The following is a 27,000-nucleotide window of genomic DNA, read 5'->3' on the forward strand; positions in this document are numbered from 1 at the left end:
CCTCACTCGCCCGGCCCGCGCGGCGGCGTCGGCCGGGCGGGGCGGACCGTCGGCAGGCCGGCCTCCGTCCAGGCGTCGAACCCGCCGATGACGTCGGTGGCGTTGTGCAGCCCGAGCTCACGCAGCGCCGCCGCGGCCAGCGAGGAGGAGTATCCCTCCGCGCAGATGACGATCCACTGGGTGTGGAGGGAGCTCGCCTCGGGGATGCGGGCCGCGCAGGTGGGGTCGAGCCGCCATTCCAGGTGGTTGCGCTCGATCACGACCGCTCCGGGGATCTCTCCCGAGGCTCTGCGCTGGTGCTCCGGCCGGGTGTCGACGAGTTTCGCGCCACGGCCCACGGCGGACCACGCCTCGGCGGGCCGCAGGCGCCGGTATCCCGCGCGGGCCCGCGCCAGCAGCGCGTCGATCTCAGCCGCGCGGGCGTAAGGCTCGCCGGTCGTTGTCGACGCGCTGAGTGATTCCGCGGGCATCGAGGCACTCCAGGAGGGGAAGGGCGACGCGGCGGCTGGTGGCCAGGGCCACCCGCGCGTCGCTGACGGTGAAGGGTGAGGGGAGCTCCGCGAGCGTGTTCGCGGCCTGGTCCAGCGCGTCGGGCAGGAGCACGACGTTCTTCCCGATCGACAGCACCGCCCCCGCGTGCAGCGCGGCCGCCAGCGCCTTGCCCGTGAGGCCGAGCTCGGCCAGGCGTTCGGCGGTGGGAGCGTTGAAGGGGTGCTCGGCGAGGTCCGCGGTCAGTCGCGCGACCGCCTTGGCGATCGCGGGCGGCAGCGACCTGGCGGCGGGCAGGATGCGCCCGCCCTCGACCACCAGCGGCGGTGCGACGAGTGCTTCGGCGAGTCGCCGGTCGGGCAGATCGAGCAGCTGGGCCGCGGCGTCCACGGTGATCCCCGGGTCGTGCGGGGGCCGTCGCGCGACGTGGTCGGCGAGCCGGCGGGTCAGCGAGGCCCAGTGCCCCGGGTCGGCGTACCAGTCGCCGGCCACCGGCGTCCCGGCGGGAGGGCAGCCCATCGCCCTGAGCTCGCCGCCCGTCAGCAGGCCGTGCCAGCGCAGCAGCGCCGCCGCGTCGGGCACGGTCACCTCGTCGAGCGCCGCCGCCCTGGCCGCGGCGGCGCCCCTGCGCCGCAGCGCGGGGGGCCGGACGTCCAGCACGAGGAGCCCGGCGACGATCTCCCGCCTGCCGGGGTCGCGGAGCAGGCCCCGATCTCCCGTCCGCAGGGGCAGGGGACGGTCGAGGGTGAGCCTGGCGGTGCCGGCTCCCAGCATGCGGATCCTGGCGGGTACGGCGGCCGATCCCAGGTGCAGGATCGCCGTCTCCCCACGCAGGTTCCCGGCCGGGTTAAGCCGGACGTCGACGACCCGGGCCGGCAACCACGCCCGCGGTGTCACCAGCGCCGTGCCGCGTGACAGGTCGGCGCGGTCGGCTCCCCGCAGGTTGACGGCGACGCGGGCGGTGGCGGTGACCCGCTCCGCCTTCTCGCCGAGCGTCTGCAGCCCCCGGATCCTGACCCGGTTCCCGTTCGCCTCCAGTTCGTCGCCGACGCTGAGCGTTCCCCCGGTCAGGGTGCCGGTGACGACGGTCCCCGCCCCGGTGATGGTGAACACCCGGTCGATCCACAACCGGACGGCCTCCTCGGTGTCCGGCTCGGGGAGCGTGGTGGCGAGCCGGGCCAGGGCGCTCTCCAGCTCGTCGAGCCCCTTCCCGGTCCTGCCGCTCACGACGACGCTGTCGATCCCCGCCAGGCCGGTCTTGCCGAGGTGGCCGTGCACCTGTGCCAGGGCGGGTTCCGGATCGGCGAGGTCGGCCCGGGTGACGACCGCGAGGCCGTGCCGTACGCCCAGAGCCTCCAGCGCCGCCAGGTGCTCGGCCGACTGGGACTGCCAGCCCTGGTCGGCGGCCACGACGAACATCGCCGCGGGGCAGGGCCCCACCCCGGCCAGCATGTTGGTGACGAACCGCTCGTGCCCCGGGACGTCGACGAACGCGATCCGCTCGCCGGATCCGAGCGTGGTCCAGGCGAACCCGAGGTCGATGGTCATGCCGCGGCGGCGCTCCTCGGCCCAGCGGTCGGGCTCCATCCCGGTCAGCGCTCGTACCAGCGTCGACTTGCCGTGGTCCACATGGCCCGCGGTCGCGATCACGTGCATGCGCGCCCTTCGGCGGGGCAGGCCCGTCGTACAGAACTGCGTCGATCCACTCGCGATCCATCTCCCGATGCGCAGATCAGCGGAGGCGGACGGGAATCGAACCCGCCGCGCCGAGATGCTCGGCGCCACTGGTTTTGAAGACCAGGAGGGTCACCAGACGCCCAAACGCCTCCGGCAGAGATCATAGACCGGTGAATCGGGCGTAAAGCACGTCCTTCGGCCGGTCCGGTTGGAGGCGCAGGTCAGGACCGGACGATGAGGGTGTGCCCGGTGTTCTCGATCAGTTCACCGATCACGGGAGCGCCGGGAATCTCCCCCGCGACCAGCAGTCCGCCAGAGGTCTGCGCGTCGGCCAGGAGCAACAGGGTCTCCTCCGGGACGTCGCCGCGGTCGAGGTGAGGGGCCACCCAGTCGAGGTTGCGCCGGGAACCTCCGGGCACGAACCCCTCCCGCAGGGCCTGCGCCGCGCCGTCCAGCACGGGCACGGCCGAGGCGTTGATCACCGCGGTGACCCCGGAGGCGCGGGCGAGTTTGTGCAGGTGACCCAGCAGGCCGAAGCCGGTGACGTCGGTGGCGCAGCCGATGCCGGCGGCCAGGGCCGCGCGGGAGGCGTCCGCGTTGAGCCTGGTCATGGTCTCCACGGCGTGGGGGAACACCTCGCCGGTGCTCTTGTGCCGGTTGTTGAGCACGCCCAGTCCGAGTGGCTTGGTCAGCGACAGCGGCAGGCCGGGGCGGCCGGTGTCGTTGCGGAGCAGCCGGTCGGGGTCGGCGGTGCCGGTGACGGCCAGGCCGTACTTGGGCTCGGCGTCGGTGACGCTGTGCCCGCCGGCCAGATGACAGCCGGCCTGCGCCGCGACCTCGGCGCCGCCGCGCAACACCTCGGAGGCCAGCTCGTACGGCAGCAGGTCAGGGGGCCAGCACAGCAGGTTGAGCGCGACCACCGGGCGCCCGCCCATGGCGTAGACGTCGGACAGGGCGTTGGCCGCGGCGATGCGGCCCCAGTCGTAGGGGTCGTCGACCACCGGGGTGAAGAAGTCGGCCGTACTGATGATCACGGCCCCGTCCTGCGTGCGGACCACGGCGGCGTCGTCGCCGGTCTCCAGGCCGACGACGAGTTCGGCCGCGGGGTCTCGTGGACGGGGCATCTTCGCGCTGCCCAGGAGCCGTTCCAGGTCTCCCGCGGGGATCTTGCAGGCGCAGCCGCCGCCTTGGGCGTACTGTGTAAGCCTTTTCATGATCGCACTTTAAGGTGGCATAGGCCTCTTGGTTGGATTTTTCGTGGTTGATCCCCGTAACGACGCCACCGGGCTCTCCGACGGGCCCGTCTATCTCGACTACAACGCCACCACCCCCGTCGATCCGCGCGTCGCCGAGGCGATGACGCCGTACCTGACCACCTGGTTCGGCAACCCCTCCAGCGCTCACCGCTACGCCGAGCGGCCGCGTCAGGCCCTGGCGGCAGCACGCGTCCAGGTCGCCGAGCTGATCGGGGCCCGTCCGTCCGAGCTGGTGTTCACCGCCTCGGGCTCCGAGGCGAACCTGCTCGCCCTGCGCGGCGCGGTGCTGGCCGCCGGCCGGCCGCGCCCGCACGTGGTCACCCAGGCCACCGAGCATCCGGCCGTGCTGGAGACCTGCCGCGCGCTCGCACGCCTGCACGGCGCGCGCGTGACGACGCTGCCGGTGAACGGCGACGGACTCCTCGACGCGGGCACGCTGGAGGCCGCGCTCACCGACGAGACGGTGCTGGTGTCGGTGATGGCCGCCAACAACGAGACCGGCGCCCTGCAGCCCATCGCCGACCTCGCCGCCCGGGCCCACGCCCGCGGCGCGCTGTTCCACTGCGACGCCGCCCAGGCCGCCGGGAAGATCCCGATCGACGTCCGCGCCCTGGGCGTGGACCTGCTGACCGTGGCCGGGCACAAGATGTACGCGCCCAAGGGCATCGGTGCGCTGTACGTACGCGACGGCGTGCCGCTGGAGCCGGTCGTCTACGGCGGCGGGCAGGAGCACGGCCTGCGCGCCGGCACCGAGAACGTCGCCCTGGCCGTCGCGCTCGGCGCCGCCGCCGGCCTGGCCGCCCACGACCTCGCCACCGGCGCCCCCGCACGCCTCACCCGCCTGCGCGACGACCTGCACCGCCGCCTGGCCGAGGCGCTGCCCGACCGCGTCCACCTCAACGGCCCTGCCCGCGACCGCCTGCCGAACACGCTGAACCTCGGCATCGACGGCGTGCCCGGATCCGACCTGCTCGCCGCCGCGCCCGGGGTGGCCGCCTCCACCGGCTCGGCCTGCCACAGCGGCGCCCACACCCCGTCGCCCGTGCTGTCGGCCATGGGCCTGGACACCGGGAGGGCGCTGAGCGCGGTGCGGTTGTCGCTGGGCCGCTGGAGCACCGAGACCTGTGTCGAGACGGCCGCGGCCGCCTTGATCGACGCGGCCCGGGTGATCGTATGATGCGTGACCAGCCCCGTACGAGACCCGTGATAGGACGTCCTTAGCGTGGCAGATCATCGTCGACTCATCCCGCGCACGGATGCCCTGCTCGCCGAGCCAGCGCTGGTCGAGGCGGTGCGGCGGCTCGGCCGCGCCCGGGTCAGGGCCGCGATCGTCGCGGCGCAGCAGCGCGCCAGGGACGGCGAACTCGCGCCAGGAGAGGTCCTGACGGCGGTGCTGGAGACGCTGCCCGGCTCCGCTGCCGGCCTGCTGCCGGTGATCAACGCCACCGGCGTGCTGCTGCACACCAACCTGGGCCGCGCTCCGCTGTCGGAGGCCGCCCGCCAGGCGGTGGAGCTGGCCGCCGGGGTCACCGACGTCGAGCTCGACCTGGCCACGGGCGGCCGGGGCAGGCGGGGGCGCACCGCGCTGGCCACACTGGCCGCCGCCGTCCCCGCGGCGGAGGCGGTGCACGTGGTGAACAACAACGCGGCCGCGCTCGTGCTGGCGGCGACCACGCTGGCAGCCGGCGCCGAGATCGTGATCAGCAGGGGCGAGTTGATCGAGATCGGCGACGGGTTCCGCCTGCCTGACCTGCTCGTCTCCACGGGGGCGCGGCTGCGCGAGGTCGGCATGACCAACCGCACCGCCATCGCCGACTACGCCGGCGCGATCGGGCCCGGGACGGGCATGGTGCTGAAGGTGCACCCGTCCAACTACCGGATCGAGGGCTTCACGGCCGACGTCCCGGTGGCGCGGCTGGCGGAGCTGTGCCGCGAGCGCGGCATCCCGCTCGTCGCCGACGCCGGCTCCGGGCTGCTGGCTCCCGAGCCGCTGCTGCCCCGCGAGCCAGACGTGACGAGCTGGCTGAACGAGGGCGCCGACCTCGTCACCACCAGCGGCGACAAACTCCTCGGCGGCCCCCAGTGCGGGCTGCTGTTCGGCCGCGCCGACGTCGTGGACCGGCTGCGCCGCCATCCCCTCGCCCGCGCGCTGCGGGTGGACAAGGTCACGCTGGCGGCACTGGAGGCCACGGTCGCCGGCCCGCCGACGCCGACCTGGGAGAGCCTGCACGCCGACCAGGCCACGCTGTGGTCCCGCGCGGAACACCTGGCCGACCGGCTGCGGGACAAGGGGATCGACGCCAAGCCCGTGGACAGCCGGAGCGTGGTCGGCGGTGGCGGCGCGCCCGGGGTGTCGCTGCCGAGCGCCGCCGTCGCGCTGGACGAGCGGGCGGCCGCCGCGCTGCGCCGGGGCCGGCCGCCGGTGCTCGCCCGCGTGGAGAACGGCCTGTGCCTGCTCGACCTGCGCGCGGTGCCGGCCGATCACGACGACACGCTGCTGGCGAGCGTTCACGCCGTGCTGGCGGCGAGCTGAGCACTCTGCCGCTGGTCAGTGCGTCGAGTTCGGCGCGCACATCCTTGATGTCCGCGGCGCGATGCTGATCCTCCGCGAAGCCCCGGCGAGGAGATTTCGCGAGCCTCAACAGGAAAGCAATCCGTGACAACCCGATCACAGATCCTCAACGACAAGGACGCCACCGGACAGAACCGGCTGCAGGTGTTCGACCGCAACTGGGTCGTGACCAAGCAGTCACCCGCTGCCGGCCGGAGGGGAGCACGGACACGCTCATCACGCTGTACGCCAAGAAGATCGGCGAATAGCGCGAACGCGGGCGGCAGGCCTTTCGGCCGCATCGCCGTTGGCGAGATAACTGAAAGCCACATTCGCGCCCCCAGGACACCGATTGCCGCACGATACGGCGCGGTGTGGTCGACCACGGACGATTCACCACGTCCCGTGGCAGGGTGGTCGCATGACCAACTTCCCGTTCTATCGCAGCCTTTGTGACCGGGAGAACATCGGCTTCCGCAGACTCGGCCTGCTGACCGAAGCGCAGTATGCCGCGGCCATTCAGGACACCCGGACGGTCCTCGTCCCGGTGGACGACCAGATGGTGCCGGCTCTTTGCCCGATCGAGTACGCGACCGGATATGACGCCCAGCGTACGCGCGAGCTGACCGCACAGGAGAACACGCTTCTCCTGTCGCTGCCACCCGCATATCTCCAGAGACAACGGAAAGGGACGCTACCCACCCAGTACGCCGCACTCGTGGAGAACGACCATCGCGACACTGATCACCTGAAGAAGGAACTGACGGAACACCTCCCTGGAGCCGTCGCCTGCGATTTCCCGGATCCACGCGCCCGAGGCAGCGCCGCCTCCCTGACCGCCTACTCGGCCACCCTCCACAGAAACCCGGCTCCCAGCGCCCCGGCAGAAGCGAACGCCACAATCCTCAACGCCACCTCATTACGCGCCGATCCCCACCTGGCGGACCAACTATGGGCGCTTTACAGCGAGCGCTTCGACTGGCTGGGAAAACATCACCCTCTCTCCATGGAGGAGTCACAGTCCACCTTCAACGCGGCCCTCTTCCACCGCGACACCCAAACCTTGGTGACATTCGAGCAGGGCCGGCCGGTCTGCATCGGCCTGTTCATGTCCAGCCTGGCCGCCTGCGACTGGCTCTCCCCGGCATTCCGCGCAAGCCTCGAAGAACAGACCGCCGCCGCCAACGAAAACCTGATCTATTTCTACGGCCTCGCCAACAGCACAAAAGCCTCAGCGACGCACGCCGAAGGGGTCATGGCCACCTTCGCCCAAACGCTCTGGCGCGCGGAAAAGCCATGCCGCCTCATCTTCGAAACGACCAACCTGTCCAGCCGCTACATTCCCCGCCTGGTCGGAAAGTGGGTCCACGGCAGCGGGTACGGCACCATCGCCCCGGGAACGTCCGTCGAAGCACTCGCTCAGGTCGACTTCTGGTACCTCAAAGCCACCTTTTGACCACCCGCCGGGTTATGACCCTGACTGCCCCCGACCCCACGGCGTCCACCGCGACCGTGAACGGCCGCTGCGACGTTGCGTGGTCCCGTGGCTCAAGCGCAAGCCTGGGGCGGTCAGGCCTCAGAAGAGCCGGGTAGTCACTCAGGAGACAGATGAGGCCGCTTCCGATCTTCGGAAGCGGCCTTCTACCTGCGGCGATACTGTCGGGGTGGCGGGATTTGAACCCACGACCTCTTCGTCCCGAACGAAGCGCGCTGCCAAGCTGCGCTACACCCCGGTGCACGCCGTCGTGCGCGTGCTTGGAAAAGTCTAGCGGACTTCCAGGGTGGTTGTGACCGCCTTTAGCGCCGGGGTACGAGGGTCAGCAGGGTGGCCTCCGGGAAGCAGGCGAAGCGGGCCGGGGCGTAGGGGGAGGTGCCGAGGCCGGCGGAGACGTGGAGCCAGGCCGAGTCGTGGTGGCTGAGGCCCTTGACCCGGGCGCGGTCGATGCCGCAGTTGGTGACCAGGGCGCCGTAGAACGGGATGCAGAGCTGGCCCCCGTGCGTGTGGCCGGCGAGCAGGAGCTGGTAGCCGTCGGCGGCGAAGCGGGTCATGTTGCGGGGCTCGGGGGAGTGCATGACGCCCAGGCGGAGGTCCGCGTCGGCGGGTGCGGGGCCGGCTACGAGGTCGTAGCGGTCGCGGTTGATGTGGGAGTCGTGGATGCCGGCCACGGCCACGTCGAGGTCGCCGACCTTGATGCGGGCCGTGGTGTTGTTCATGTCGAGCCAGCCCTCGGCCGCCATGCCCGCCCCGAGCTCCTCCCAGGGCAAGTTGGGCACGTGCTGGCGGCGGTCGTTCTTGGAGGTGCGCCACAGGTAGCGGGCCGGGTTCTTCGGCTGCGGGGCGTAGAGGTCGTTGCTGCCGTAGACGAACAGGCCAGGGCGCGAGAGCAGCGGCTCCAGGGCGTGCAGGAGCGAGGGCACGGCCTCCGGGTGCGCGAGGGAGTCGCCGGTGTTGACGACGAGGTCGGGCTCCAGTGCGCCCAGGGAGCGGACCCAGTTGATCAGCATCGTCCGGCCTGGCGTCAGGTGCAGGTCGGACAGGTGCAGGACGCGTACGGGCCGCTGACCGCGCTCCAGCACGGGCACGTCGAAACGGCGCAGACGGAACCAGTTGCGCTCCACCACGGAGGCGTAGCCCAGCCCGGCCAGGCCGAGCCCGAGCAGGGACAGGGGCAGTGCGACGGCTTTCCTCACGTACTCATGATGCCCGAGATCCGGCGCGAGGCGACCTGGCGGTCCGCGCAGACGGCAAGATGGAGCGCATGAGCGCATTGAAGGACAAGCTGAAGGCCGATCTGACGGCCTCGCTGAAGAGCCGGGACGAGGTACGCCTCCGGACCATCCGGATGGCCCTGGCCGCGGTGAACGTCGAGGAGGTCGCCGGCAAGCAGGCCCGCGAGTTGAGCGACGACGAAGTCGTCAAGGTCCTCACCAAGGAGGCGAAGAAGCGGCGCGAGGCGGCGGAGGCGTTCGGCAACGCGGGGCGGGCCGAGCAGGCTCAGGCGGAGCTGGACGAGCAGGCGGTGCTGGAGGAGTACCTGCCGGCGCAGCTCTCCGACGAGGAGCTGGCCGCGCTGGTCGACGCGGCCGTCGCCGAGACCGGGGCCTCGGGGCCGCAGGCCATGGGGCAGGTCATGAAGGCCGTCAACCCGAAGGTCGCCGGGCGGGCCGAGGGCGGCCGGGTGGCGGCAGCGGTCCGAGCCAGACTGGCCGCCGGATAGACCCGAACTGTTTGCGCTGATGGCGATCGGCCGATCCGGCTCACTCAGCTGACTCGGCCAAGCTGATCCGGCTCACTCAGCTGACTCGGCCAAGCTGATCCGGCTCACTCAGCTGACTCGGCCAAGCTGATCCGGCTCACTCAGCTGACTCGGCCAAGCTGATCCGGCTCACTCAGCTGGCTCGGCCAAGCGGGGCTGTGCTGCGTCGTGGGTCAGTGCCGGACGCATCGCACCTGACGCATCGCACCGCCGCCCCGGAGGGCCTGAGGGCTTCTGTGCGGGCCTGTGGGGCTCTCCTGGTCGCCCGCCAGGTCGAGGCCTCCTCCCACGCCGTGGGCGGAGGCCTCAGCGGCTTCAGCGGCCGGGTGTGATCGGCCCGATGTCGCCGGCCGGGGCGATCGGGCCGGCGTCGCCGCCGCGACCGCGGCCGGGGCCGTCGCCGAACCGGTCGGGGCCGCGCCCGTCGCGCGGCCCGTCCCCGTTGCCGAAGTCGAAGATGTCGAACGGGTCGCGCGGCCCGTCGCCGTCCTTCTTCTTCTTGGGCGGCTTGGGCGCGCAGTTGTCGGTGCACCCGCCGAACCGCGACCGGTCCACGGAGGCGAACTTGGGCGCCTCGACCCCCTTGAGGGCCTTGAGCATGGAGTCCTTCCAGATGCGCCCGGAGATGGACGAGCCGTACACGTACGGGTAGTACCGGCCGCCGATGGTGATCCCGATCAGCTTGTGGGCCGAGGTGCCGCGCGGGTCGCCCAGGCTGACGGCGGAGGCCAGGTTGGGGGTGTAGCCGGAGAACCAGGCCGACATGTAGTCGTCGGTCGTGCCGGTCTTGCCGGCCGCGTCGCGCCCGATGCCGCCGACGTCCTGCATGGTGCCCTTGGTGAAGACGCCGGACAGGATGCCGTTGACCGCGTCGGCGACCTCCTCCTCCAGCACCTGGGAGCACTTCGGCTTGTACTGCTTGGCCTTGCCGTCCCGGTCCTTGATCTCGGTGATGGCCAGCGGCCTGCAGTACTGGCCGCGCGAGGCGAAGACCGCGTAGGAGCTGGCGATGGTGACGGGGTCGACCTCGTTGACGCCGAGCGTGAACGTCTCGACCTCCTGCAGCTTCTGGCCGTCGGCCCGCTTGACGCCGAGCTTCTTGGCCATCTTGACCACGTCGCAGAGCCCGACCTTCTGCTGCAGCTTGACGAAGAAGGTGTTGACCGAGCCCCAGGTGCCGCTCTCCAGCGTCTTGAAGCCGCCGCCGCCCTCGCTGGAGTTGCGCACGGTGTGGCTCGGGTCGCCGACGTTCTGGCCCTTGCAGTTCTTGAACGAGCTGTAGGAGCCGGCCTTGTACCCGGAAGGCGCCGGGAAGCCGTCACCGTACTTGAGGCCCTCCTCCAGGGCCGTGGCCAGCGTGTAGACCTTGGCCGTCGAGCCCTGCTGGAAGCCGCGGCCGCCACCGTGCGCCCCGTCGGCGACGATGTTGTAGCTCATCTCGTTCTTCTTCTTGCTGCGGCCGAACTTCCGCGAGGCTGCCATCGCCTTGATCTCGCCGGTGCCGGGGACGACCATGGCCTGCGAGGCCACGGGCTTGTCCTTCGAGCTGACGTACTTTTTGATCGCCTTCTCGGCGGCGGCCTGCATGTCGCGGTCGAGCGTGGTCTTGATCCTCAGGCCGCCGCGCTGGAGCAGCTTCCTGCGCTCCTCCTGGTTCTTGCCGAAGTCCTCGTTGTTGAGGATCTCGTACTGAACGTAGAGGCAGAAGTACGGATATTTGCTGGCCTCGCAGCCGCCGGGGACCTTGACGTCCTTCCAGCCCAGCTTCTTCGCCTTGGCCGCGGCGGCCTCCTGGACGGTGATCTTGCCGATCTCGGCCATCCGGTCCAGGACGAGGTTGCGCCGCTCCAGCAGCCGCTTGCGGGCGTCCGCGCCGACGTTGGGGTCGGTCCTGGCCGGGTTCTGCACCGCACCGGCGAGCGTGGCGGCCTCGACCAGGTTGAGCTTGGAGGCGGGCTTGTCGAAGAAGCGCTTGGCCGCCGCCTGAACCCCGTGGGCGCCCGCGCCGAAGTAGGCGATGTTGAGATATTTCTCGAGAATCTGGTTCTTGTCGTACTTCTTCTCGATCGCCATCGCGTACCGCAGCTCGCTCAGCTTGCGCGAGAGGGTGGGGGCGATGGCCGCGGCCTTCTCCTCGGGCGTCTCGGCCGCGTTGACCAGCACCTGCTTGACGTACTGCTGGGTGATCGACGATCCGCCCTGCATGACGCCGCCGCTCGTGACATTCTTCACGAGCGCTCTGGCCGTTCCCTCCACATCGATCGGCCCGTGCTGGTAGAAACGGAAGTCCTCGATCGCGATCAGTGCGGTCTGCATGATCGGGGCGACCTGATCGAGGCGGACGACCTGCCGGTTCTCGAAGTAGAACTGCGCGATCTGCTTGCCGTCGGCGTCGAACAGTTCGGTGCGTTCGGGCAGAGGAGGTTCGTCGAGGTTCTCGGGCTTGAGGTTGAGCCCTTCGACCGCGGTCTTGGTGGACATGCCTGCTCCGCCGATCGCCGGCAGAGCCACAGCGGCAGCGAGCACCCCCGCCGCGGCCCCGGCGATGACGAGCCGCAGGACGTTGAGTACGGGGTTAGAGCGATCTTTGCGCTGCGCTTGCACGCTACCAAGGGTACGTCGAAAGACTGACCTATCCGGTAGCACGACACCATTTCGCCTTGACTGACGGGGGTGACTAGTCATTCCCGGTCAAGACTGCTGCGAGAAATTGGTCCTCTGGGGTCTGTCGGCCCGAACGTCTAGTTGCGTACGTTCTCCCTGCGGCAACTGAATACGGAGGCTCGGCGCCCGCGCCCGTCGGCCCCAAATGACGACTGACCACCTAAGGGGAGTGGGGTCGAACAATGTGGATCACGGATTGGACCTCCCGTGCCGCCTGTAAGGGTGCGGATCCGGATGCCCTGTTCGTGCAGGGCGCCGCGCAGAACAGAGCCAAGCTCATCTGCCGGGGTTGCCCGGTCCGTACCGAATGCCTCGCCGATGCACTGGACAATCGCATCGAGTTCGGGGTGTGGGGCGGTATGACCGAACGGGAACGACGTGCGCTGCTTCGACGGCGACCTGACGTGGACTCGTGGCGCGAGCTGCTCGAGTCCGCCAAGGAAGAGTACGAACGAACCAACGAGCTGATCGCGGGCTGACCCCAGCCCGGCGACCGTCGTACGGCCGGCGCCGCACGCCGGCCGTACTTCTATGCGGTCGCCAGCAGAGTCCCGATCTGTCGCAGACCCGACAGGTCGTGGACGTCCTCCGACATGGCGCGAACTTGGACCACGGGCACCGTGGGGTGAGCCGAGACGAAATGCTCCTGCTCGCGGCTCTCACGAGCGGCGAGTTGCATCCGCCCGGCGTGCAGCCGCAGCACGGCGGCGGTGAGCTCGTGCTCGCCCCTCGACTCAAGGTCCTCCGCGGCGGCGGCGCTGCGGGCGGCCGAGAGCGCCGGGGCGGGAGATTCGTGCACCCGGTTGACCACCAGGCCAGCCAGGGGCATGCGCTCCTCAGCCAGGCGCTCGACGAAGTAGGACGCCTCGCGCATCGCGTCGCGCTCGGGCGCGGCCACCACCACGAAGGCCGTGCCCGGGGCTTGGAGCAGCCGGTACGTCATCTCGGCCCGCTGCCTGAACCCGCCGAACACGGCGTCGAGCGCGGACACGAACGTCTGCAGATCCTTGATCACCTGGGCGCCCAGCAGCTTGGTCATCGCCCCGGCCATCAACCCGAACCCGACGTTGAGCAGCCGGAACGCGCTGCGCCCTCCGGCCTTGGCCGGAGCGGTCAGCAGTTTGATGAACCGGCCGTCCAGGAAGCGCCCGAGTCGCTCGGGCGCGTCGAGGAAGTCGAGCGCCGAGCGTGAGGGCGGCGTGTCGACGATGATCAGGTCCCACTCGTCCGAGCGGCGGAGCTGGCCGAGCTTCTCCATCGCCATGTACTCCTGCGTGCCGCTGAAGCTGGACGACAGGGACTGGTAGAAGGGGTTCGACAGGATCTGCCTGGCCCGGACCGGGTCGGCGTGCGCCTCGATGATCTCGTCGAACGTACGCTTCATGTCCAGCATCATGGCGTAGAGCTGGCCGTCGCCCTCGGGCGAGCTGACCAGGCGCGGGGTGTTGTCCAGCTCGGTCAGCCCCATCGACTGCGCCAGCCGTCTGGCCGGGTCGACGGTCAGCACGACCGCGCACCGGCCGCGTTCGGCGGCCCGCAGGCCGAGCGCCGCGGCGGTCGTGGTCTTGCCCACCCCGCCGGCGCCGCAGCAGACGATGATCCTGGTGCCGGGGTCGTCGAGGATCGCGTCGACGTCGAGTCTGGCGGGCTTCTTCACGCTGCTCCCTGGATGCGCATGCTCTCGGCGAGCTCGTACAGGCCGGCCAGGTCGACGCCGTCGGCGAGGAGGGGCAGCTCGTAGCTCTTCAGCTCCGCCCCGGCCAGCGTCTCGCGCTCGGCGCGCTCCAGCTCGGTGCGGCGGGCGTGCTCGACGACCTCTTCGGCGAGCGCCTCGGCCAGCGCGGTGGCCTGCGCGCCGTCGGCCACGCCGCTCGCCTTGAGGCCGAGCGCGAGCTCACCGGCGTCGAACCCGCCCTTGACAGCTGTGTCAAGAGTCGCCCGCGGCAGCAGTGACTCGCGCACCATGTTGATGAAGACGCCTCCGGCGGGCAGGCCCGCGGCGCGCAGTTCGGCCAGGCCGTCGAGGGTCTCCTGCACCGGCATCTCCTCCAGGAGGGTGACGAAGTGCACGGCCGTCTCCGGCGACTTGACCACGCCGCTGACCAGGTCGGAGTGGTTCTTGATCGGCCCGACCCTGGCCAGGCCCGCCACCTCCTGGGTGACGTTCAGGAAGCGCGTGATGCGGCCCGTGGGCGGCGCGTCGAGCACGACCGCGTCGTAGATCCTGCGGCCGTTCCTGCCGCGCCTGCGCACCGCCTCGGTGGTCTTGCCCGTCACGAGGACGTCGCGGAAGCCGGGGGCCACGGTGGTGGCGAAGTCGACGATGCCCATCTTGGTCAGCGCCCGCCCGGCCCTGCGCATCCCGTAGAACATCTCCATGTATTCGAGCATGGCCTCCTCGGGATCGATGGCCAGCGCGTAGACGTCGCCGCCCGAGGGCGCGACCGCGATCTTGCGCTCCTCGTAGGGGAGCGGCGGCAGGTCGAAGATCTGCGCGATGCCCTGCCGGCCCTCCACCTCCACGAGCAGCACCTTGCGGCCGCCCGAGGCGAGGGCGAGAGCGAGCGCGGCGGCCACGGTCGTCTTGCCGGTGCCGCCCTTGCCGGTGACGACGTGGAGTCGTACGTCGGTCCAGTCCGTGTCCGGAGAGTCCACGTCTCGAGGCTACCGAACGGTCACTTGTCGTAAGCCGACGACCATCCTTTGAGATTGCTCACACTACGCTGATCCCCATGAAGAAATGGGAGTACCTCACGGCCCCCGTGCTGATCCACAACACGAAGATGATTCTCGACAACTTCGGGGCCGACGGCTGGGAGCTGGTCCAGATCGTCCAGGGCGCCACGCCCGAGCAGCTCGTCGCCTACTTCAAGAGGGAGAAGCCGTGACGCCCGAGCAGAAGATCGCGGAGCTGGGGTTCACGCTGCCCGAGCCGGTCACGCCGGTGGGCTCCTACCTGCCCACCGTCCGTACGGGCGACCTCGTCTACACCTCCGGCCAGGTGCCGATGCTGGAGGGCAAGCTGCACCAGACCGGCAAGCTCGGCGTCGACCTGGGCGTCGACGAGGGCAGGGCGCAGGCCCGCATCTGCGTGCTCAACGCGCTGGCGGCGCTGAAGGGCGAGCTGGGCGACCTGTCGAAGGTACGGCGGATCGTCAAGGTCGTGGTCTTCGTGGCCAGCGCGCCCGGCTTCACCGAGCAGCCCCAGGTGGCCAACGGGGCCAGCGACCTGCTCGCCGAGGTCTTCGGTGACCAGGGCAAGCACGCGCGCAGCGCGGTGGGGGTGGCCGCGCTTCCGCTGGACGCGCCGGTCGAGGTGGAGCTGATCGCCGAAGTCGGCTAAGTGGGCATATGTCACCATGACCGAGTGATGTTCTAGGAGGAGGTCATGTGACTGGATTGCCGCTTCCAGCCGAGCTAGCCGCCCGGGCTCGGGACGTCCTGGCCGGGCGGGTCCAGCCGGTGCCGGCGCGGGACGCCGCCACGGTGGTGCTCCTGCGCCCGGGGCCGGAGGTCTACCTGCTGCGGCGCAAGGCCACGATGGCCTTCGCCGCGGGCGCGTACGTCTTCCCCGGCGGCTCCGTCGACGCCCGCGACACCGACCAGGCCGTCGCCTGGGCCGGGCCGTCCCCGGCCGAGTGGGGCGAGCGCTTCCGCGCCGACGAGCGGCTGGCCAGGGGGCTCGTGTGCGCGGCCGTACGGGAGACGTTCGAGGAGTCGGGCGTGCTGCTGGCGGGCCCCGGGCCCGACTCCGTGGTGGCCGACACGACCGGGGACGACTGGGAGGCCGACCGGCTGGCGCTGATCGACCGCGGCCTCGGCTTCGCCGACTTCCTCGCCCGGCGCGGCCTGGTGCTCCGCTCCGACCTGCTCAAGCCGTGGGCCCACTGGATCACGCCCGAGATCGAGCACCGGCGCTTCGACACCCGGTTCTTCGTCGCCGTGCTGCCCGAGGGCCAGCGCACGCGCGACGTGGGCGGCGAGGCCGACCAGGTCGTCTGGCAGCGGCCCGGCGAGGCGATCGAGCAGGCGCACAAGGGGGAGATCTTCCTGATGCCGCCGACGTACACGACGCTGAGCGAGCTGAGCGGGTACGACGGCGTGGCCGGCGTGCTGGCCGAGCACCGGGAGATCGAGACGATCATGCCGAGGGCTGTGGAGATCGAGGGCGAGATGCGGCTGGTGACGCGATGAGCGGGCTCGCGCATGTCGATCGGGCTGGTGACGCGATGAGCGGGCGGCCGCGGAAGGAACTGACATGAGCGGGCTGCACATCCCGATCGACACGCCCGACGGATCCCGTACGACGCACGCCGAGAACCTGCTCGCCCCCAACCCGTCGGCGATGACTCTCGACGGCACCAACACCTGGGTGATCGGAGCCGGCGACGAGGTGATCGTCGTGGACCCCGGCCCCGAGGACGAGTCGCACCTGCGCCGCGTGGCCGGCCACCTGGGGGAGCGCCGGGTCACCCAGATTCTGCTCACCCACGGCCATTTCGACCACAGCGGCGGCGCCAAGCGCTTCGCGGGGATGGTGGACGCGCCCGTGCGCGCCCTCGACCCGCGCCACCGGCTGGGCGACGAGGGGCTCGCCGACGGCGACGTGGTGACCGTGGCCGGCCTGGAGATCCACGTGTACGGCACCCCGGGCCACTCGTTCGACTCGCTGTGCTTCTGGCTGCCCGAGGACCGGGCGATGCTGACCGGCGACACGATCCTCGGCAGGGGCACCACGATCATCGCCCGCGACGGCGGCCTGGCCGACTATCTGCGCAGCCTCGACCGCCTGAGGGCGGCGGCCGAGAGCCTGGACGCGCGGGCGCTGCTGCCGGGACACGGCCCGGTGCTGCCCGACCCGATCGGCGCGCTCGACGGCTACATCGCGCACCGGCGGCAGCGGCTCGACCAGATCAGGGCGGCCAGGCGACAGGGAGCGAAGACGCCGCGCCAGATCGTCAAGATCGTCTACGCCGACGTCGACCGCTCGCTCTGGCCCGCCGCCGAGATGTCGGTGGCGGCCCAGCTCGACTATCTGGACCGGTTGTAGAGCCGGTCGATGTCGAGGATCACCACGGCCTTGGCCTCGATCCGCAGCCAGCCGCGCTGGGCGAAGTCGGCCAGCGCCTTGTTGACCGTCTCCCGTGAGGCGCCGACGAGCTGCGCCAGCTCCTCCTGGGTCAGGTCGTGGTGGACCCGCGTGCCGTCGTCGGTCTTGGTGCCGAACCGCTCGGCCAGGTCGAGCAACTGCTTGGCCACCCGTCCAGGCACGTCGGTGAAGACCAGGTCGGCCAGCACGTCGTTGGTGCGCCGCAGCCGCTGCGCGAGCGCGCGCAGCAGGTGGAGCGCCACCTCGGGCCGGCCGGTCAGCCAGGGCCGCAGGTCGTCGTGGCCGAGGCCGGCCAGGCGCACCTCGGTCAGCGCCGTCGCCGTCGCCGTACGCGGCCGCGGGTCGAACAGCGACAGCTCGCCGAACATCTCGCTCGGCCCCAGCACGCTCAGCAGGTTTTCGCGCCCGTCGGGAGAGGTGCGGGAAAGCTTGATCTTGCCCTCCAGCACGACGTAGAGGCGGTCGCCCGTCTCGTTCTCGTGGAAGAGGGTCTGTCCCTTGGACAGCTGGACCTCGGTGATGCTCGTGCGCAGCGCCGCGGCGCTCTCACGGTCCAGCGCGGCGAACAGGGGGGCCTTGCCCAGCACATCTTCGGTGTTCACTCTGCCTCCTCTGCTGCCATTGTGACTCACCCCACTCCGGGCGGCACACACAGGTTATGGGAATGCCGGAGTGTTCACGGCATGCCCCGGTGCGTGGCGTCCCGGGGGAAACGTACAGGATGGCCGTGCCTGTTCCGTGACCGGCACCGAACCGTCTCATCCCGCGGTACGCGGCGGCCTCATCCGGCGGTGTGCGGCAGTTTCATCCCGCGGTGCGCAGCAGGCCGTCCACCGAGGCCACCGCCGCGGACATCGAGCGGCTGAGCAGCACGCGCAGCACGTCCACGGACTTGGGGCGGGAGGCGGGGTCGGGGTGGCGGCAGCGCTCGACCGCGATGCGCAGCGCGGGCGTCAGCGCGGCGATGTCGCCGTGCCCGTCGCCGGTCGCGGCGAAGACCACCAGGTCGGCCCAGTCGCGTACGTCCCGCGCCTCGGGCAGGTCGGCGCCGTCGTCGTCGCCGGTCCGCCAGCCGATGAGCACCTGGCCGCGCGTCCCCAGCGCCACGCTCTCGGGGCTGAGCCGCAGCCCCGCGGTGCCGTGGGCGTGCAGCTTGGCCATGGCCGCCACACAGCTCACGGCCAGCCGGTGCAGCGCCTGACCGCGCAGCGGCCCACCCGTCCTGACGAACTCCGCCAGCGTCGCTCCCTGATCGCCCACGGCCGACCCCCTTCCACGCGTCAGGTTGTACGCCGCCGAAGGCGTCCCGGGTTCAACCGTTCGCCGAAGCTTCTACTCTTGCCGCATGGCGACGAACGCGGCGGGGCGCAAGCCGGAGACCCAGCTCGCACTGGTGCGGCGCGCGCGCAAGATGAACCGCATCCTGGCGGAGACCTACCCTGACGCCCACTGCGAGCTCGACTTCCGCACCCCGCTGGAGTTGCTGATCGCGACCATCCTGTCCGCCCAGTGCACGGACAAGCGGGTCAACATGGTCACCCCCACCCTCTTCGCGAAATATCCCACGGTGGAGGACTATGCCGCCGCCGACCCGTCGGAGATGGAAGAGATCATCCGCTCGACCGGCTTCTTCCGCGCGAAGACCAACAGCATCATCGGCATGGCCAGGGCCGTCCGCGAGCGCTACGGCGGCGAGGTCCCCGGCAAGCTGAAAGACCTGGTCACACTGCCCGGAGTGGGCCGCAAGACGGCCAACGTGGTGCTCGGCAACGCCTTCGACGTGCCGGGACTGACCGTCGACACCCACTTCCAGCGGCTCGTCCGCCGCTTCGGCTGGACCGAGGAGACCGACCCGGTCAAGATCGAGCACATCGTGGCCGAGCTGCTGCCCAGACGCGAGTGGACGATCTTCTCCCATCGGGTGATCTGGCACGGCCGCCGCATCTGCCACGCTCGGCGGCCCGCGTGTGGCGTGTGCCCGCTGGCCGCGCTCTGCCCCTCGTACGGGACCGGCCCCACGGACCCCGTTCAGGCGGAGAAACTCGTCCGGCCGGGACCCTTCTCCTGAACGCGGGAAGTCATCGGGGATCGCGCGTGTTGGAGGATTCGTGACTGAAGTGCCCGACTGGCTGGAGACCCTGGCGGCGCAAGCGCAGCGGATCCGAGTGCCCCGCATCCTCCGGCCACCCGCCGGGCGCGGGCGCTCCGCGGCGGTGCTGATGTTGTTCGGCGACGGTCCCCATGGGCCCGACGTGCTGCTGATCCAGCGCAGCACCCGCGGGCGCAGGCACGCCGGCCAGCCGGCCTTCCCTGGCGGCGGCGTCGATCCCGAGGACGCGGGGCCCGTCGAGGCCGCGCTGCGCGAGGCCGAGGAGGAGACCGGCGCCGACCCGCGCGGGGTGCACGTCCTGTGCACGATGCCCGAGCTCTACCTGACCCACAGCGACAACCGGGTCACGCCGGTGATCGCCTGGTGGCGCGAGCCGTCGGCCGTGCACGCCGCCTCGCCCGACGAGGTCGACTCCGTCGAGCGGGTGCCGATCGCCGAGCTGGTCGATCCGGCCAACCGGGTCACGCTCCGGCATCCCAGGGGCACGGCGGGGCCGGCCTTCCGGGTGCGCGGCATGCTGGTGTGGGGGTTCACCGCGATGCTGCTCGACACGGTGCTGCGTGAGGGCGGGCTCGAACAGCCCTGGGACCCCGAGCAGGTCGAGGACCTGCCGCCCGAGGTCGTCGCCCTCGCCGCACGCGGCTGAGCCCGGGATTCAACGGGCGGATCACAGCGGGCAGCTTGCAGCGCTCAGCGGGCGGATCGCAGCGCCACCCCGAGCGCGGCCCAGCCGGCCACGTCGGCGTCGCTGTCGCAGGCCAGCGTGCGCAGCGTCTCCAGCCCTGCCCGGTCGGGAGGCTCGCCGAGCACGTGCTGAAGCGCGTACGCGGCCCCGTACCTGACCCTGGCGTCCTGATGACCGGCCAGGTCGATCACCGACGGCAGCGAACGCGGGTCGGCCAGATGCCCGAACGCGATCAGCACCGAGTAGAGCACCATCGCGTCGTCCTCGCTGGCGGCCAGAAAGCGCAGCACCGGTAGCGTACGGTCCGCGAACGGCCGCAACATGCCCATGATGTCCACGCCGAGCAGCCGCTCGGCGACCGTGTCCGCGGCGCACAACCGCCGCGCCTCGATGAAGGACTCCAGGTCACTGCGCTGGCGCAGCAAGGAGATCACGTGCCAGCGCAGGGGACCGTCGGGATCGGTGTCGCCCAGAGCAGCCTGGATGAGATCCTGCACTGTTCCCTCGTCCGGCGGCATACCGCTCAAGATAGCCAGCAGGGTGACGCCGTCCTGATCGAAGACGTGCACACTTGACCGTATCGCTGGTTACCTTTGAATCGTGCGCGGTGATCTGCTTGACCTCATCTTGATCGGCCTCGTGATCGCCTTCGGCATCTCGGGTTACCGGCAGGGCTTCATCATCGGGGCGATGAGCTTCGTGGGGTTCGTGGGCGGTGCCGTGCTGGGCGTCTTCATCGCGCCCCCGATCTCCAAGGCCGTCGTCGACGGCGACACGCCGCAGGCGCTGCTGGCCATCGTGATCGTCTTCCTGGCCGCGACCATCGGCCAGTTCGCCTCCTCGACGCTCGGCGCCGTCGTGCGCAGCCACGTCACCTGGGAGCCCGCCAAGGTCGCCGACGCGGTGGGCGGCACGTTCGCCAGCGCGCTGTCCGTGCTGGTCATCGCCTGGCTGATCGGCTCGCTGATCGTCTCCACCTCGTTCAACCCGCTGGTCGACCAGGTCAAGAACTCCGCGCTGCTGACCACGGTCGACGACGCCATCCCGCAGGGCGCGCGCAACTGGCAGCAGCCGTTCAAGAAGTTCATCGACCGCTCGGAGTTCCCGCCCGTCTTCGACGCGATCGGCGCGGGGCAGCTCATCGACGTGCAGCCGCCCGACCAGAGCGTGCTCCAGGGGCCCAACCTCAAGCGCGCCCGCCGCGCGATCGTCAAGGTCCAGGGCAACGCGGAGAGCTGCAACAAGCACATCGAGGGCACCGGCTTCGTCTACGCCCCAGGGCGGATCATGACCAACGCCCACGTGGTCGCCGGCGTCACCCGCGACCTGCAGGTCATCGACTCCGAGAACGTCCGCCACAACGCCACCGTGGTGCGCTACAACCCGCGCCGCGACATCGCCGTCCTCTACGTGCCCGGCCTGCGCCTGCCGCAGCTCAGCTTCGACGGCGACGGCAGCCGCAGCGACAGCGCGATCATCGCCGGCTTCCCGAAGGGCAAGGGGTTCACCGCCGAGCCGGCCAGGATCGGCGGCCAGCTCGACGCCGAGGGCCCCGACATCTACCGCGAGAACACCGTGCGCAGGAAGGTCTACGCGATCAGGGGCCAGGTGCTGCCGGGCAACTCCGGCGGGCCGCTGCTCACGGTCAGCGGGCGGGTCTACGGCGTGATCTTCGCCGCCGCGATCAACGAGGAGCAGACCGGCTACGTGCTGACCGCCGAAGAAGTGGCCCCCGACGCCTCGGCGGGCCGCAACGACACCAGCCCGGCCAGCACCCAGGAGTGCGACTAGCCGTTTCCAGTAGGGAGTTTGCCCAGGATGAGCGCGATGGCCTCGCCAGGGTCGCTGTCCTGGGTCAGACCTGAGGCCGCCTTGCCGACGGGGTCGTACGCGCCCCCGTACGACTGCGCCCTCGCCGCCCCCCTGCTGAACAGCGTCACCGCGCCGCGCCCGTTGCCACGCTGCAGATGCGTCAGCCCGACGCAGATCTGCGCGAGCCCCTGCCACAGCTCCCGCTCCTCCTCGGGAGCGCACTTCCAGCGGCCCTCGAACACCTCGTGCGCGTTGAACGGCAAGCCCTCCTCCAGGAAGCGGCGGCCGTCGGCGAGCGCCTGCTCGGTGGTGGGGGCGTACTCGTCGGGGACCCTGGGCAGGCCGGCGGAGCCGTAGGGGAGCGGCCTGCCATACGCGTCGCGCGGCCTGGCGTTGCGCGGCCGGCCCTCGGGGTCGCGATCTCTCATCGGTCGGGCTCCGGATCGTTCAGCCAGCCGAGCAGCTCGGTGTCGAACACGTCGGGAATCTCCTCATGGGGGAAGTGGCCGGCTCCTTCGAGCAGCCGCCACCGGTAGGGTGCCGCCACGTAGCGGCTCGAACCCTGCGCCGTACGGGGCAGGACGCTCGGGTCGAGCGCTCCGTGCAGGTGAAGGGTGGGGGCCTCGACCTCCGTACGCATCGCCCTGGCGTAGCGGCGGCCGTCGGGACGCAGCTGGGAGCGGCCGAACCAGCGGTGGTACTCCAGCGCCGAGTGCGCCACCGCCGGGATCATGAACGCCTCCCGGTACGTACGCGACTCCTCCGGCTCCGGCCAGCCCGGCCGCGACCAGGTGTCCAGCAGCCGGCCGACCAGCGCCGCGTCATGGCGGGTGAGCCGGCGCTCGGGCAGCAGCGGAAGCTGGAAGCCGAGCCTGCGCCCGCTCACCCTGAGCTGCCCGAAGGGGTCGGTCAGCAGCGCGTTGCGCAGCCGCAGCGGATGGGGCGCCGACACGGCGACCAGCCGGCGCACGCACTTGGGGTCGAGCACGGCCATCGTCCAGGCCAGCAGCCCGCCCCAGTCGTGGCCCACCACGATCGCCCCGGTCTCGCCCAGCGCCCTGATCAGCCCGGTCGCGTCGGCGGCCAGCGTGGGCAGGTCGTAGCCGCGCGGCGGCTTGTCGCTGCCGCCGTAGCCGCGCAGGTCGGCCGCCACCGCCCGGAACCCGGCCCCGGCCAGCGAGGTCAGCTGATGCCGCCAGGTCCACCAGAACTGAGGGAACCCGTGCAGCAGCAGCACCAGCGGCCCCGAACCGGCCTCCACGACGTGGAAGCGGGTCCCGCCCGCGTGGACCGCGCGGTGCGTCCACGGCCCCTGGATCTCGACGACCGACTCGTCAGGTGCCATCGCGGGTCACCGGCTCGCGATCCGGGTCGAGCGCTGGCGGCGCCTGCTCGTCGGGCGTGGCGATCTCCTTGAGCCCTTTGATCGACCTGGCGGTGCGCTTCATCCCGGCCAGGCCCTTGAGCCTGCGGATCCCGATGAACACCAGCAGGCCCGCGACCAGCAGGTAGAACACGGTCACGATGAGGAAGGCGAGCCAGGTGGGCATGACCTGGGCCAGCGCGTACGCGATCGTGAACGAGGCGAGGATGAGGCACAGGTGCGCCATGAAGGCGGCGGCGGCGAACAGCCCTCCGGCCATGCCGATCCGCTTGGCGTCGAATCTGAACTCGGCCTTGGCCAGCTCGATCTCCGAGCGGACCAATGACGAGATGTGGCTGCTCGCCTGGGCGACCAGCGAGCCCAGCGATTCTTCTTCCTCGGGAGTCTGCGGCATGAACGTCTCCTATCGGGGCTCGGTGGCCGTGTCAAACATCATCCAGCGCGATGCGGCGGCGTACTGACAGCCAGGCACCGCCGAACTTATCTGGCACGAGTCCCGCCAGCACTCTCAGGACTACCCGATGAGAGGAGATCGCGCCCCGGCTCGACCCGGCGGGCATGACCATGAGGGGGCCGAGGCTTTCCCGGGGAGTGTGTCGTACGTCTCCGGGCACGGCTTTCCAGCGCGCTCCCGGGTATCCAGGAGGCCCCAGGTCCCGATTTTTCGGGACCTGGGGCCTCCTGGGGTGCGTCGCCGGTCGTCAGTCCTCCGACTTGGCGGAGGGGAGCTTCTCCGAGATGAGGTTCATCACCGTGCTGTCGGCCAGCGTGGTGACGTCGCCGATGCTGCGGTTCTCAGCCACGTCGCGCAGGAGGCGCCGCATGATCTTGCCGGAGCGCGTCTTGGGCAGCTCGGGCACCACCAGGATCTGGCGCGGCTTGGCGATCGGGCCGAGCGTCTTGGCCACGTGGTTACGCAGGTCGGCGGCGATGTCGTCGCTCTCCTCGGCAGAGCCGCGCAGGATGACGAACGACACGATGGCCTGGCCGGTCACCGGGTCGGTCGCGCCCACGACGGCCGCCTCGGCCACCTTCGGATGGCTGACCAGCGCGCTCTCCACCTCCGTGGTGGAGATGTTGTGGCCGGAGACCAGCATGACGTCGTCGACCCGGCCGAGCAGCCACAGGTCGCCGTCGTCGTCCTTCTTGGCGCCGTCGCCGGGGAAGTACATTCCCTCGAAACGGCTCCAGTAGGTGTCGATGTAGCGCTGGTCGTCACCCCAGATGGTGCGCAGCATGGACGGCCACGGCTCGCGTACGACGAGGAAGCCGCCGCCGCCGTCGGGGACGCTGTTGCCCTGGTCGTCGACCACGTCGGCGCTGATGCCCGGCAGCGGGCGCATGGCGGCGCCCGGCTTGGCCGCGGTCACGCCCGGCAGCGGGCTGATCATGATCGCGCCGGTCTCGGTCTGCCACCAGGTGTCCACGACGGGGCAGCGGTCGCCGCCGATGTGCTCGCGGTACCAGACGTACGCCTCGGGGTTGATCGGCTCACCGACCGAGCCCAGGACGCGCAGGCTGGACATGTCGTACTTGGCGGGGATGTCGTCGCCCCACTTCATGAACGTCCTGATCGCCGTCGGCGCCGTGTAGAGCAGCGTGACCTGGTACTTCTGCACGATCTCCCAGAAGCGGCCGCGGTGCGGCGTGTCCGGGGTGCCCTCGTAGATGACGCTGGTGGCGCCGTTGGCCAGCGGGCCGTACACGATGTAGGAGTGACCGGTCACCCAGCCGATGTCGGCCGTGCACCAGTAGATGTCGGTGTCCGGCTTGAGGTCGAAGACCGCGTCGTGGGTGTAGGCCGTCTGCGTCAGGTAGCCGCCGGTCGTGTGCAGGATGCCCTTCGGCCGGCCCGTCGTGCCGCTGGTGTAGAGGATGTACAGCGGGTCCTCGGCGTCGTGGGACTCGGCGGTGTGCTGGTCGCTCTGGCGATCCACCACGTCGTGCCACCACACGTCCTTGTCGCCGGCGGCGACGTCCTGGCCGGTGCGCCGGACGACGAGGACGTGCTCGACCTGCGGGCACTCGGCGACGGCCTCGTCCACGGTCGGCTTGAGCGCCGACGGCTTGCCCCTGCGGTAGCCGCCGTCGGCCGTGATGACCAGCTTGGCGTCGGCGTCGTCGATCCGGCTCTTCAGCGCGGTGGCCGAGAACCCGCCGAACACCACCGAGTGGATCGCCCCGATCCGGGCGCAGGCCAGCATGGCGATCGGCAGCTCGGGGATCATCGGCATGTAGACGGCGACCCGGTCGCCCTTGCGCACGCCCAGCTCCAGCAGGGCGTTGGTGGCCTTGTTCACCTCACGCTGGAGGTCGGCGTAGGTGAGCGTGCGGCTGTCGCCCTCGGGCTCGCCCTCCCAGTGGTAGGCGACCTTGTCGCCGCGCCCCGCCTCGACGTGGCGGTCGACGCAGTTGTAGGCGACGTTGAGCTCGCCGCCGACGAACCACTTGGCGAAGGGGGGATTCCACTCGAGCGTCGTGTCCCAGCGCTTGGTCCAGGTCAGCCGGTCGGCCGCCTGCTCCCAGAAGGCGAGGCGGTCCGCGGCGGCCTCGGCGTACGCGGCCGAGGTCACGTTGGCGGCGGCCGCCAGCTCAGCCGGTGGCGCGAACCGGCGATTCTCCTTCAGCAGGTTGGACAGCGCCTGGGTCTCGTTACCAGCGGGCTCCGGGGCCACCTCATGCTCCTTCTATGGCCAGATTGGACAGGTTCGTGTCCCACTTCACCAGCTCACGGCCTCCGTACACAAGAGGTCTAGACAGGTCTGTACCGTGTGTGCGGGCCGATCGCGATCTTATCCAGGTGAATGACAAACGCTATTGAAACGTTGTCATCTTGAAATGGAGTTATGTCGTGGGGCGCGTTATGGGCGGATGATCGATAGCGCGTACGTGCGAATCCTCCGGCGGCCTTCGGCCCAAATCGCCGTGTCTTTCGTGGTTTTCCGCGTGTCGGGCGGGTGCTTTCCGCGTGGCGGGCGGGCGTTTTGCCGGATGCCGGGCTGTCGTTTCCGGGGTGGCGGGCCCGCGTGCCGATGCCGACACAGACAGCCACCACCCGTGGTGGCCCGCCCTGCCTTGCCCATGAGCCCGACCCGTACGCGTTGCCCAGGGCCCCGGCCCGTAGGCATTGTCCAGGGACCCCGACTCATGGGCCTGACCCATGGGCCCGGCTACCCATACGCCGGTCCCGGCCTTACCCATGGGTAAGGTCAGGTCTCGTGAGTGACCCCTTGGCCGTGATCGCCCAGTTCCCCGGCGTACCGGAAGCGGTGGACGAGGCCCGCCAGGCGGTGGACCGGCTCTACCGCCACCGCGTCCTGCGCCGGGCCAGCCCCGCCGTCTCCACGGAGTCGTCCCTGCGCGGGGCCCGCGCCTCCGCGGCCATCGAGGGCGTGGACGTGCCGCTCGACGCGCTGCGCCGCGACGAGGCGCACGACCCGCTCGTCCAGGGGGCGCTGCGGGCCTCGGCGGAGATGGGACGCATGGGCTCGACCTGGCGTGCCGCGCCTCGGCAGGTGCTGGCCAGGCTGCACGCGGTGGCCGCGGCCGGCCTCGCGCCCCAGGAGGAGCTGGGCCGTCCCCGTTCGCTCGACGAGGCCCCCGACCCCCTGTCCCTGGGCCCCGCGCCCGCCGCCGCGGACGCCGCGAGCCGCATGGAGGGCCTGCTCGGGCTGCTGGAACAGCCCACGAAGGCCCCCGCCGTGGTGCTGGCCGCCGTGGTGCACGCCGAGCTGGCGGTGCTCAGGCCGTTCGGAACGGCGGACGGGATCGTGGCCCGCTCGGCCGGGCGGCTGACGCTGGTGGAGTACGGGCTCGATCCGAAGTCGCTGGTGGCGGTGGAGGTGGGGCATCTGGAGCTGCCGTACGGGGAGGCACTGCGGGCGTACCTGAGCGGGACGCCGGAGGGCGTGGCGGCCTGGGTACAACACTGTGCCTCTGCGGTAACCCTGGGAGTACGCGAGACGACTGCGATCTGTGAGGCCATGCAGAGGGGCTGACCGGCGC

At 70.8% G+C, this 27,000-nt stretch carries 27 protein-coding genes and 2 tRNA genes; 13 read left to right on the forward strand and 16 right to left on the reverse strand.

Features of this window, described 5'->3' with window-relative positions:
* Window positions 1–2 precede the first annotated feature (2 nt).
* From OIE67_RS49265 to selD, 4 genes are all read right to left on the reverse strand, one after another.
* Window positions 3–470 (reverse strand): rhodanese-like domain-containing protein, encoded by a 468-nt coding sequence (locus OIE67_RS49265; protein WP_326633634.1) that lies wholly within the window; start codon window positions 468–470, stop codon window positions 3–5.
* On the reverse strand, window positions 409–2,145 hold the full coding sequence (gene selB, locus OIE67_RS49270; RefSeq protein WP_326633636.1) for a selenocysteine-specific translation elongation factor: 1,737 nt from the start codon (window positions 2,143–2,145) through the stop codon (window positions 409–411). Before selB ends, OIE67_RS49265 begins: the two co-directional genes overlap by 62 nt.
* A 79-nt stretch (window positions 2,146–2,224) precedes the next feature.
* Window positions 2,225–2,318: transfer RNA gene (locus OIE67_RS49275), tRNA-Sec, on the reverse strand.
* A 69-nt stretch (window positions 2,319–2,387) separates the two neighbouring features.
* Window positions 2,388–3,380, reverse strand: coding sequence for a selenide, water dikinase SelD (selD, locus tag OIE67_RS49280; protein WP_326633638.1), 993 nt, complete (start codon window positions 3,378–3,380; stop codon window positions 2,388–2,390).
* 43 nt (window positions 3,381–3,423) lie between these two features.
* On the opposite strand from selD, the gene OIE67_RS49285 reads away from it, so the two are divergent.
* The 3 genes from OIE67_RS49285 (at window position 3,424) to OIE67_RS49295 (ending at window position 7,429) form a co-directional block, all read left to right on the forward strand.
* Window positions 3,424–4,599: a cysteine desulfurase family protein gene (locus OIE67_RS49285; protein ID WP_326633640.1), complete on the forward strand. Its 1,176-nt coding sequence runs from the start codon at window positions 3,424–3,426 to the stop codon at window positions 4,597–4,599.
* A gap of 45 nt (window positions 4,600–4,644) precedes the next feature.
* The gene (gene selA, locus OIE67_RS49290) at window positions 4,645–5,955 is read left to right on the forward strand and encodes an L-seryl-tRNA(Sec) selenium transferase (RefSeq protein ID WP_326633643.1); all 1,311 of its coding nucleotides are present in this window, start codon (window positions 4,645–4,647) and stop codon (window positions 5,953–5,955) included.
* A gap of 439 nt (window positions 5,956–6,394) precedes the next feature.
* The gene (locus OIE67_RS49295; RefSeq protein ID WP_326633645.1) at window positions 6,395–7,429 is read left to right on the forward strand and encodes a hypothetical protein; all 1,035 of its coding nucleotides are present in this window, start codon (window positions 6,395–6,397) and stop codon (window positions 7,427–7,429) included.
* 203 nt (window positions 7,430–7,632) lie between these two features.
* Here the strand turns inward: OIE67_RS49295 and OIE67_RS49300 are convergent.
* Together OIE67_RS49300 and OIE67_RS49305 are read right to left on the reverse strand one after the other, a co-directional pair.
* Window positions 7,633–7,706 (reverse strand) — tRNA-Pro (locus tag OIE67_RS49300).
* A 64-nt stretch (window positions 7,707–7,770) separates the two neighbouring features.
* Window positions 7,771–8,664: a metallophosphoesterase gene (locus OIE67_RS49305; RefSeq protein ID WP_326633646.1), complete on the reverse strand. Its 894-nt coding sequence runs from the start codon at window positions 8,662–8,664 to the stop codon at window positions 7,771–7,773.
* 68 nt (window positions 8,665–8,732) lie between these two features.
* On the opposite strand from OIE67_RS49305, the gene OIE67_RS49310 reads away from it, so the two are divergent.
* Window positions 8,733–9,191, forward strand: a complete 459-nt coding sequence (locus OIE67_RS49310; protein WP_326633648.1) for a GatB/YqeY domain-containing protein — start codon at window positions 8,733–8,735, stop codon at window positions 9,189–9,191.
* A gap of 354 nt (window positions 9,192–9,545) precedes the next feature.
* On the opposite strand, the gene OIE67_RS49315 is transcribed toward OIE67_RS49310, so the two are convergent.
* Entirely contained in the window at window positions 9,546–11,711 is a 2,166-nt protein-coding gene (locus tag OIE67_RS49315) for a transglycosylase domain-containing protein (RefSeq protein WP_326633650.1), read from the reverse strand.
* A gap of 365 nt (window positions 11,712–12,076) precedes the next feature.
* On the opposite strand from OIE67_RS49315, the gene OIE67_RS49320 reads away from it, so the two are divergent.
* Window positions 12,077–12,373 (forward strand): WhiB family transcriptional regulator, encoded by a 297-nt coding sequence (locus OIE67_RS49320; protein ID WP_020542548.1) that lies wholly within the window; start codon window positions 12,077–12,079, stop codon window positions 12,371–12,373.
* Window positions 12,374–12,423: 50 nt separating this feature from the next.
* On the opposite strand, the gene OIE67_RS49325 is transcribed toward OIE67_RS49320, so the two are convergent.
* Window positions 12,424–13,551: an ArsA family ATPase gene (locus tag OIE67_RS49325; RefSeq protein WP_106241093.1), complete on the reverse strand. Its 1,128-nt coding sequence runs from the start codon at window positions 13,549–13,551 to the stop codon at window positions 12,424–12,426.
* The gene (locus OIE67_RS49330) at window positions 13,548–14,549 is read right to left on the reverse strand and encodes an ArsA-related P-loop ATPase (RefSeq protein WP_326633662.1); all 1,002 of its coding nucleotides are present in this window, start codon (window positions 14,547–14,549) and stop codon (window positions 13,548–13,550) included. Before OIE67_RS49330 ends, OIE67_RS49325 begins: the two co-directional genes overlap by 4 nt.
* Before the next feature lie 77 nt (window positions 14,550–14,626).
* Between OIE67_RS49330 and OIE67_RS49335 the strand changes: the two genes are divergently transcribed.
* From OIE67_RS49335 to OIE67_RS49350, 4 genes are all read left to right on the forward strand, one after another.
* Entirely contained in the window at window positions 14,627–14,782 is a 156-nt protein-coding gene (locus OIE67_RS49335; protein ID WP_157549052.1) for a DUF4177 domain-containing protein, read from the forward strand.
* Window positions 14,779–15,237, forward strand: a complete 459-nt coding sequence (locus OIE67_RS49340; RefSeq protein ID WP_326633669.1) for a RidA family protein — start codon at window positions 14,779–14,781, stop codon at window positions 15,235–15,237. Before OIE67_RS49335 ends, OIE67_RS49340 begins: the two co-directional genes overlap by 4 nt.
* A gap of 56 nt (window positions 15,238–15,293) precedes the next feature.
* Complete coding sequence (locus tag OIE67_RS49345) at window positions 15,294–16,088, forward strand: NUDIX hydrolase (protein WP_326645724.1); 795 nt, start codon at window positions 15,294–15,296, stop codon at window positions 16,086–16,088.
* A gap of 64 nt (window positions 16,089–16,152) precedes the next feature.
* Complete coding sequence (locus tag OIE67_RS49350) at window positions 16,153–16,944, forward strand: MBL fold metallo-hydrolase (protein ID WP_326633671.1); 792 nt, start codon at window positions 16,153–16,155, stop codon at window positions 16,942–16,944.
* On the opposite strand, the gene OIE67_RS49355 is transcribed toward OIE67_RS49350, so the two are convergent.
* On the reverse strand, window positions 16,926–17,606 hold the full coding sequence (locus tag OIE67_RS49355; protein WP_106241107.1) for a Crp/Fnr family transcriptional regulator: 681 nt from the start codon (window positions 17,604–17,606) through the stop codon (window positions 16,926–16,928). The genes OIE67_RS49350 and OIE67_RS49355 overlap by 19 nt on opposite strands.
* A 202-nt stretch (window positions 17,607–17,808) precedes the next feature.
* Window positions 17,809–18,264 carry a protein kinase family protein gene (locus tag OIE67_RS49360; RefSeq protein ID WP_326633673.1) on the reverse strand — a complete coding sequence of 152 codons (456 nt, stop codon included), beginning with the start codon at window positions 18,262–18,264 and terminating at the stop codon, window positions 17,809–17,811.
* Between the two features lie 85 nt (window positions 18,265–18,349).
* On the opposite strand from OIE67_RS49360, the gene nth reads away from it, so the two are divergent.
* Window positions 18,350–19,072 carry an endonuclease III gene (gene nth, locus OIE67_RS49365; protein ID WP_106241112.1) on the forward strand — a complete coding sequence of 241 codons (723 nt, stop codon included), beginning with the start codon at window positions 18,350–18,352 and terminating at the stop codon, window positions 19,070–19,072.
* A gap of 40 nt (window positions 19,073–19,112) precedes the next feature.
* Window positions 19,113–19,760: an NUDIX hydrolase gene (locus tag OIE67_RS49370; protein WP_326633675.1), complete on the forward strand. Its 648-nt coding sequence runs from the start codon at window positions 19,113–19,115 to the stop codon at window positions 19,758–19,760.
* Between the two features lie 44 nt (window positions 19,761–19,804).
* Here the strand turns inward: OIE67_RS49370 and OIE67_RS49375 are convergent, their stop codons facing one another.
* On the reverse strand, window positions 19,805–20,317 hold the full coding sequence (locus tag OIE67_RS49375) for a hypothetical protein (RefSeq protein WP_326633677.1): 513 nt from the start codon (window positions 20,315–20,317) through the stop codon (window positions 19,805–19,807).
* 82 nt (window positions 20,318–20,399) lie between these two features.
* On the opposite strand from OIE67_RS49375, the gene OIE67_RS49380 reads away from it, so the two are divergent.
* Complete coding sequence (locus OIE67_RS49380; RefSeq protein ID WP_326633679.1) at window positions 20,400–21,590, forward strand: MarP family serine protease; 1,191 nt, start codon at window positions 20,400–20,402, stop codon at window positions 21,588–21,590.
* On the opposite strand, the gene OIE67_RS49385 is transcribed toward OIE67_RS49380, so the two are convergent.
* The 4 genes from OIE67_RS49385 to acs all read right to left on the reverse strand — a co-directional run bounded on the left by OIE67_RS49385 (window position 21,587) and on the right by acs (window position 25,670).
* Window positions 21,587–22,039: a DUF309 domain-containing protein gene (locus OIE67_RS49385; protein WP_326633681.1), complete on the reverse strand. Its 453-nt coding sequence runs from the start codon at window positions 22,037–22,039 to the stop codon at window positions 21,587–21,589. The two genes, OIE67_RS49380 and OIE67_RS49385, sit on opposite strands and share 4 nt — an antisense overlap.
* Window positions 22,036–22,956: an alpha/beta fold hydrolase gene (locus OIE67_RS49390; RefSeq protein WP_106241121.1), complete on the reverse strand. Its 921-nt coding sequence runs from the start codon at window positions 22,954–22,956 to the stop codon at window positions 22,036–22,038. Before OIE67_RS49390 ends, OIE67_RS49385 begins: the two co-directional genes overlap by 4 nt.
* Window positions 22,946–23,389, reverse strand: coding sequence for a phage holin family protein (locus OIE67_RS49395; protein ID WP_326633683.1), 444 nt, complete (start codon window positions 23,387–23,389; stop codon window positions 22,946–22,948). The genes OIE67_RS49390 and OIE67_RS49395 overlap by 11 nt, the downstream gene beginning before the upstream one ends.
* Window positions 23,390–23,696: 307 nt before the next feature.
* A complete protein-coding gene (gene acs / locus OIE67_RS49400; protein ID WP_326633685.1) occupies window positions 23,697–25,670 on the reverse strand; it encodes an acetate--CoA ligase in 1,974 nt (657 codons plus the stop codon).
* A 543-nt stretch (window positions 25,671–26,213) separates the two neighbouring features.
* Between acs and OIE67_RS49405 the strand changes: the two genes are divergently transcribed.
* Entirely contained in the window at window positions 26,214–26,993 is a 780-nt protein-coding gene (locus OIE67_RS49405) for a Fic family protein (RefSeq protein WP_181307556.1), read from the forward strand.
* The last annotated feature ends 7 nt before the right edge of the window (window positions 26,994–27,000 follow it).

This window comes from Nonomuraea fuscirosea (genome assembly GCF_035917475.1).
Taxonomy (GTDB): Bacteria; Actinomycetota; Actinomycetes; order Streptosporangiales; family Streptosporangiaceae; genus Nonomuraea; species Nonomuraea fuscirosea.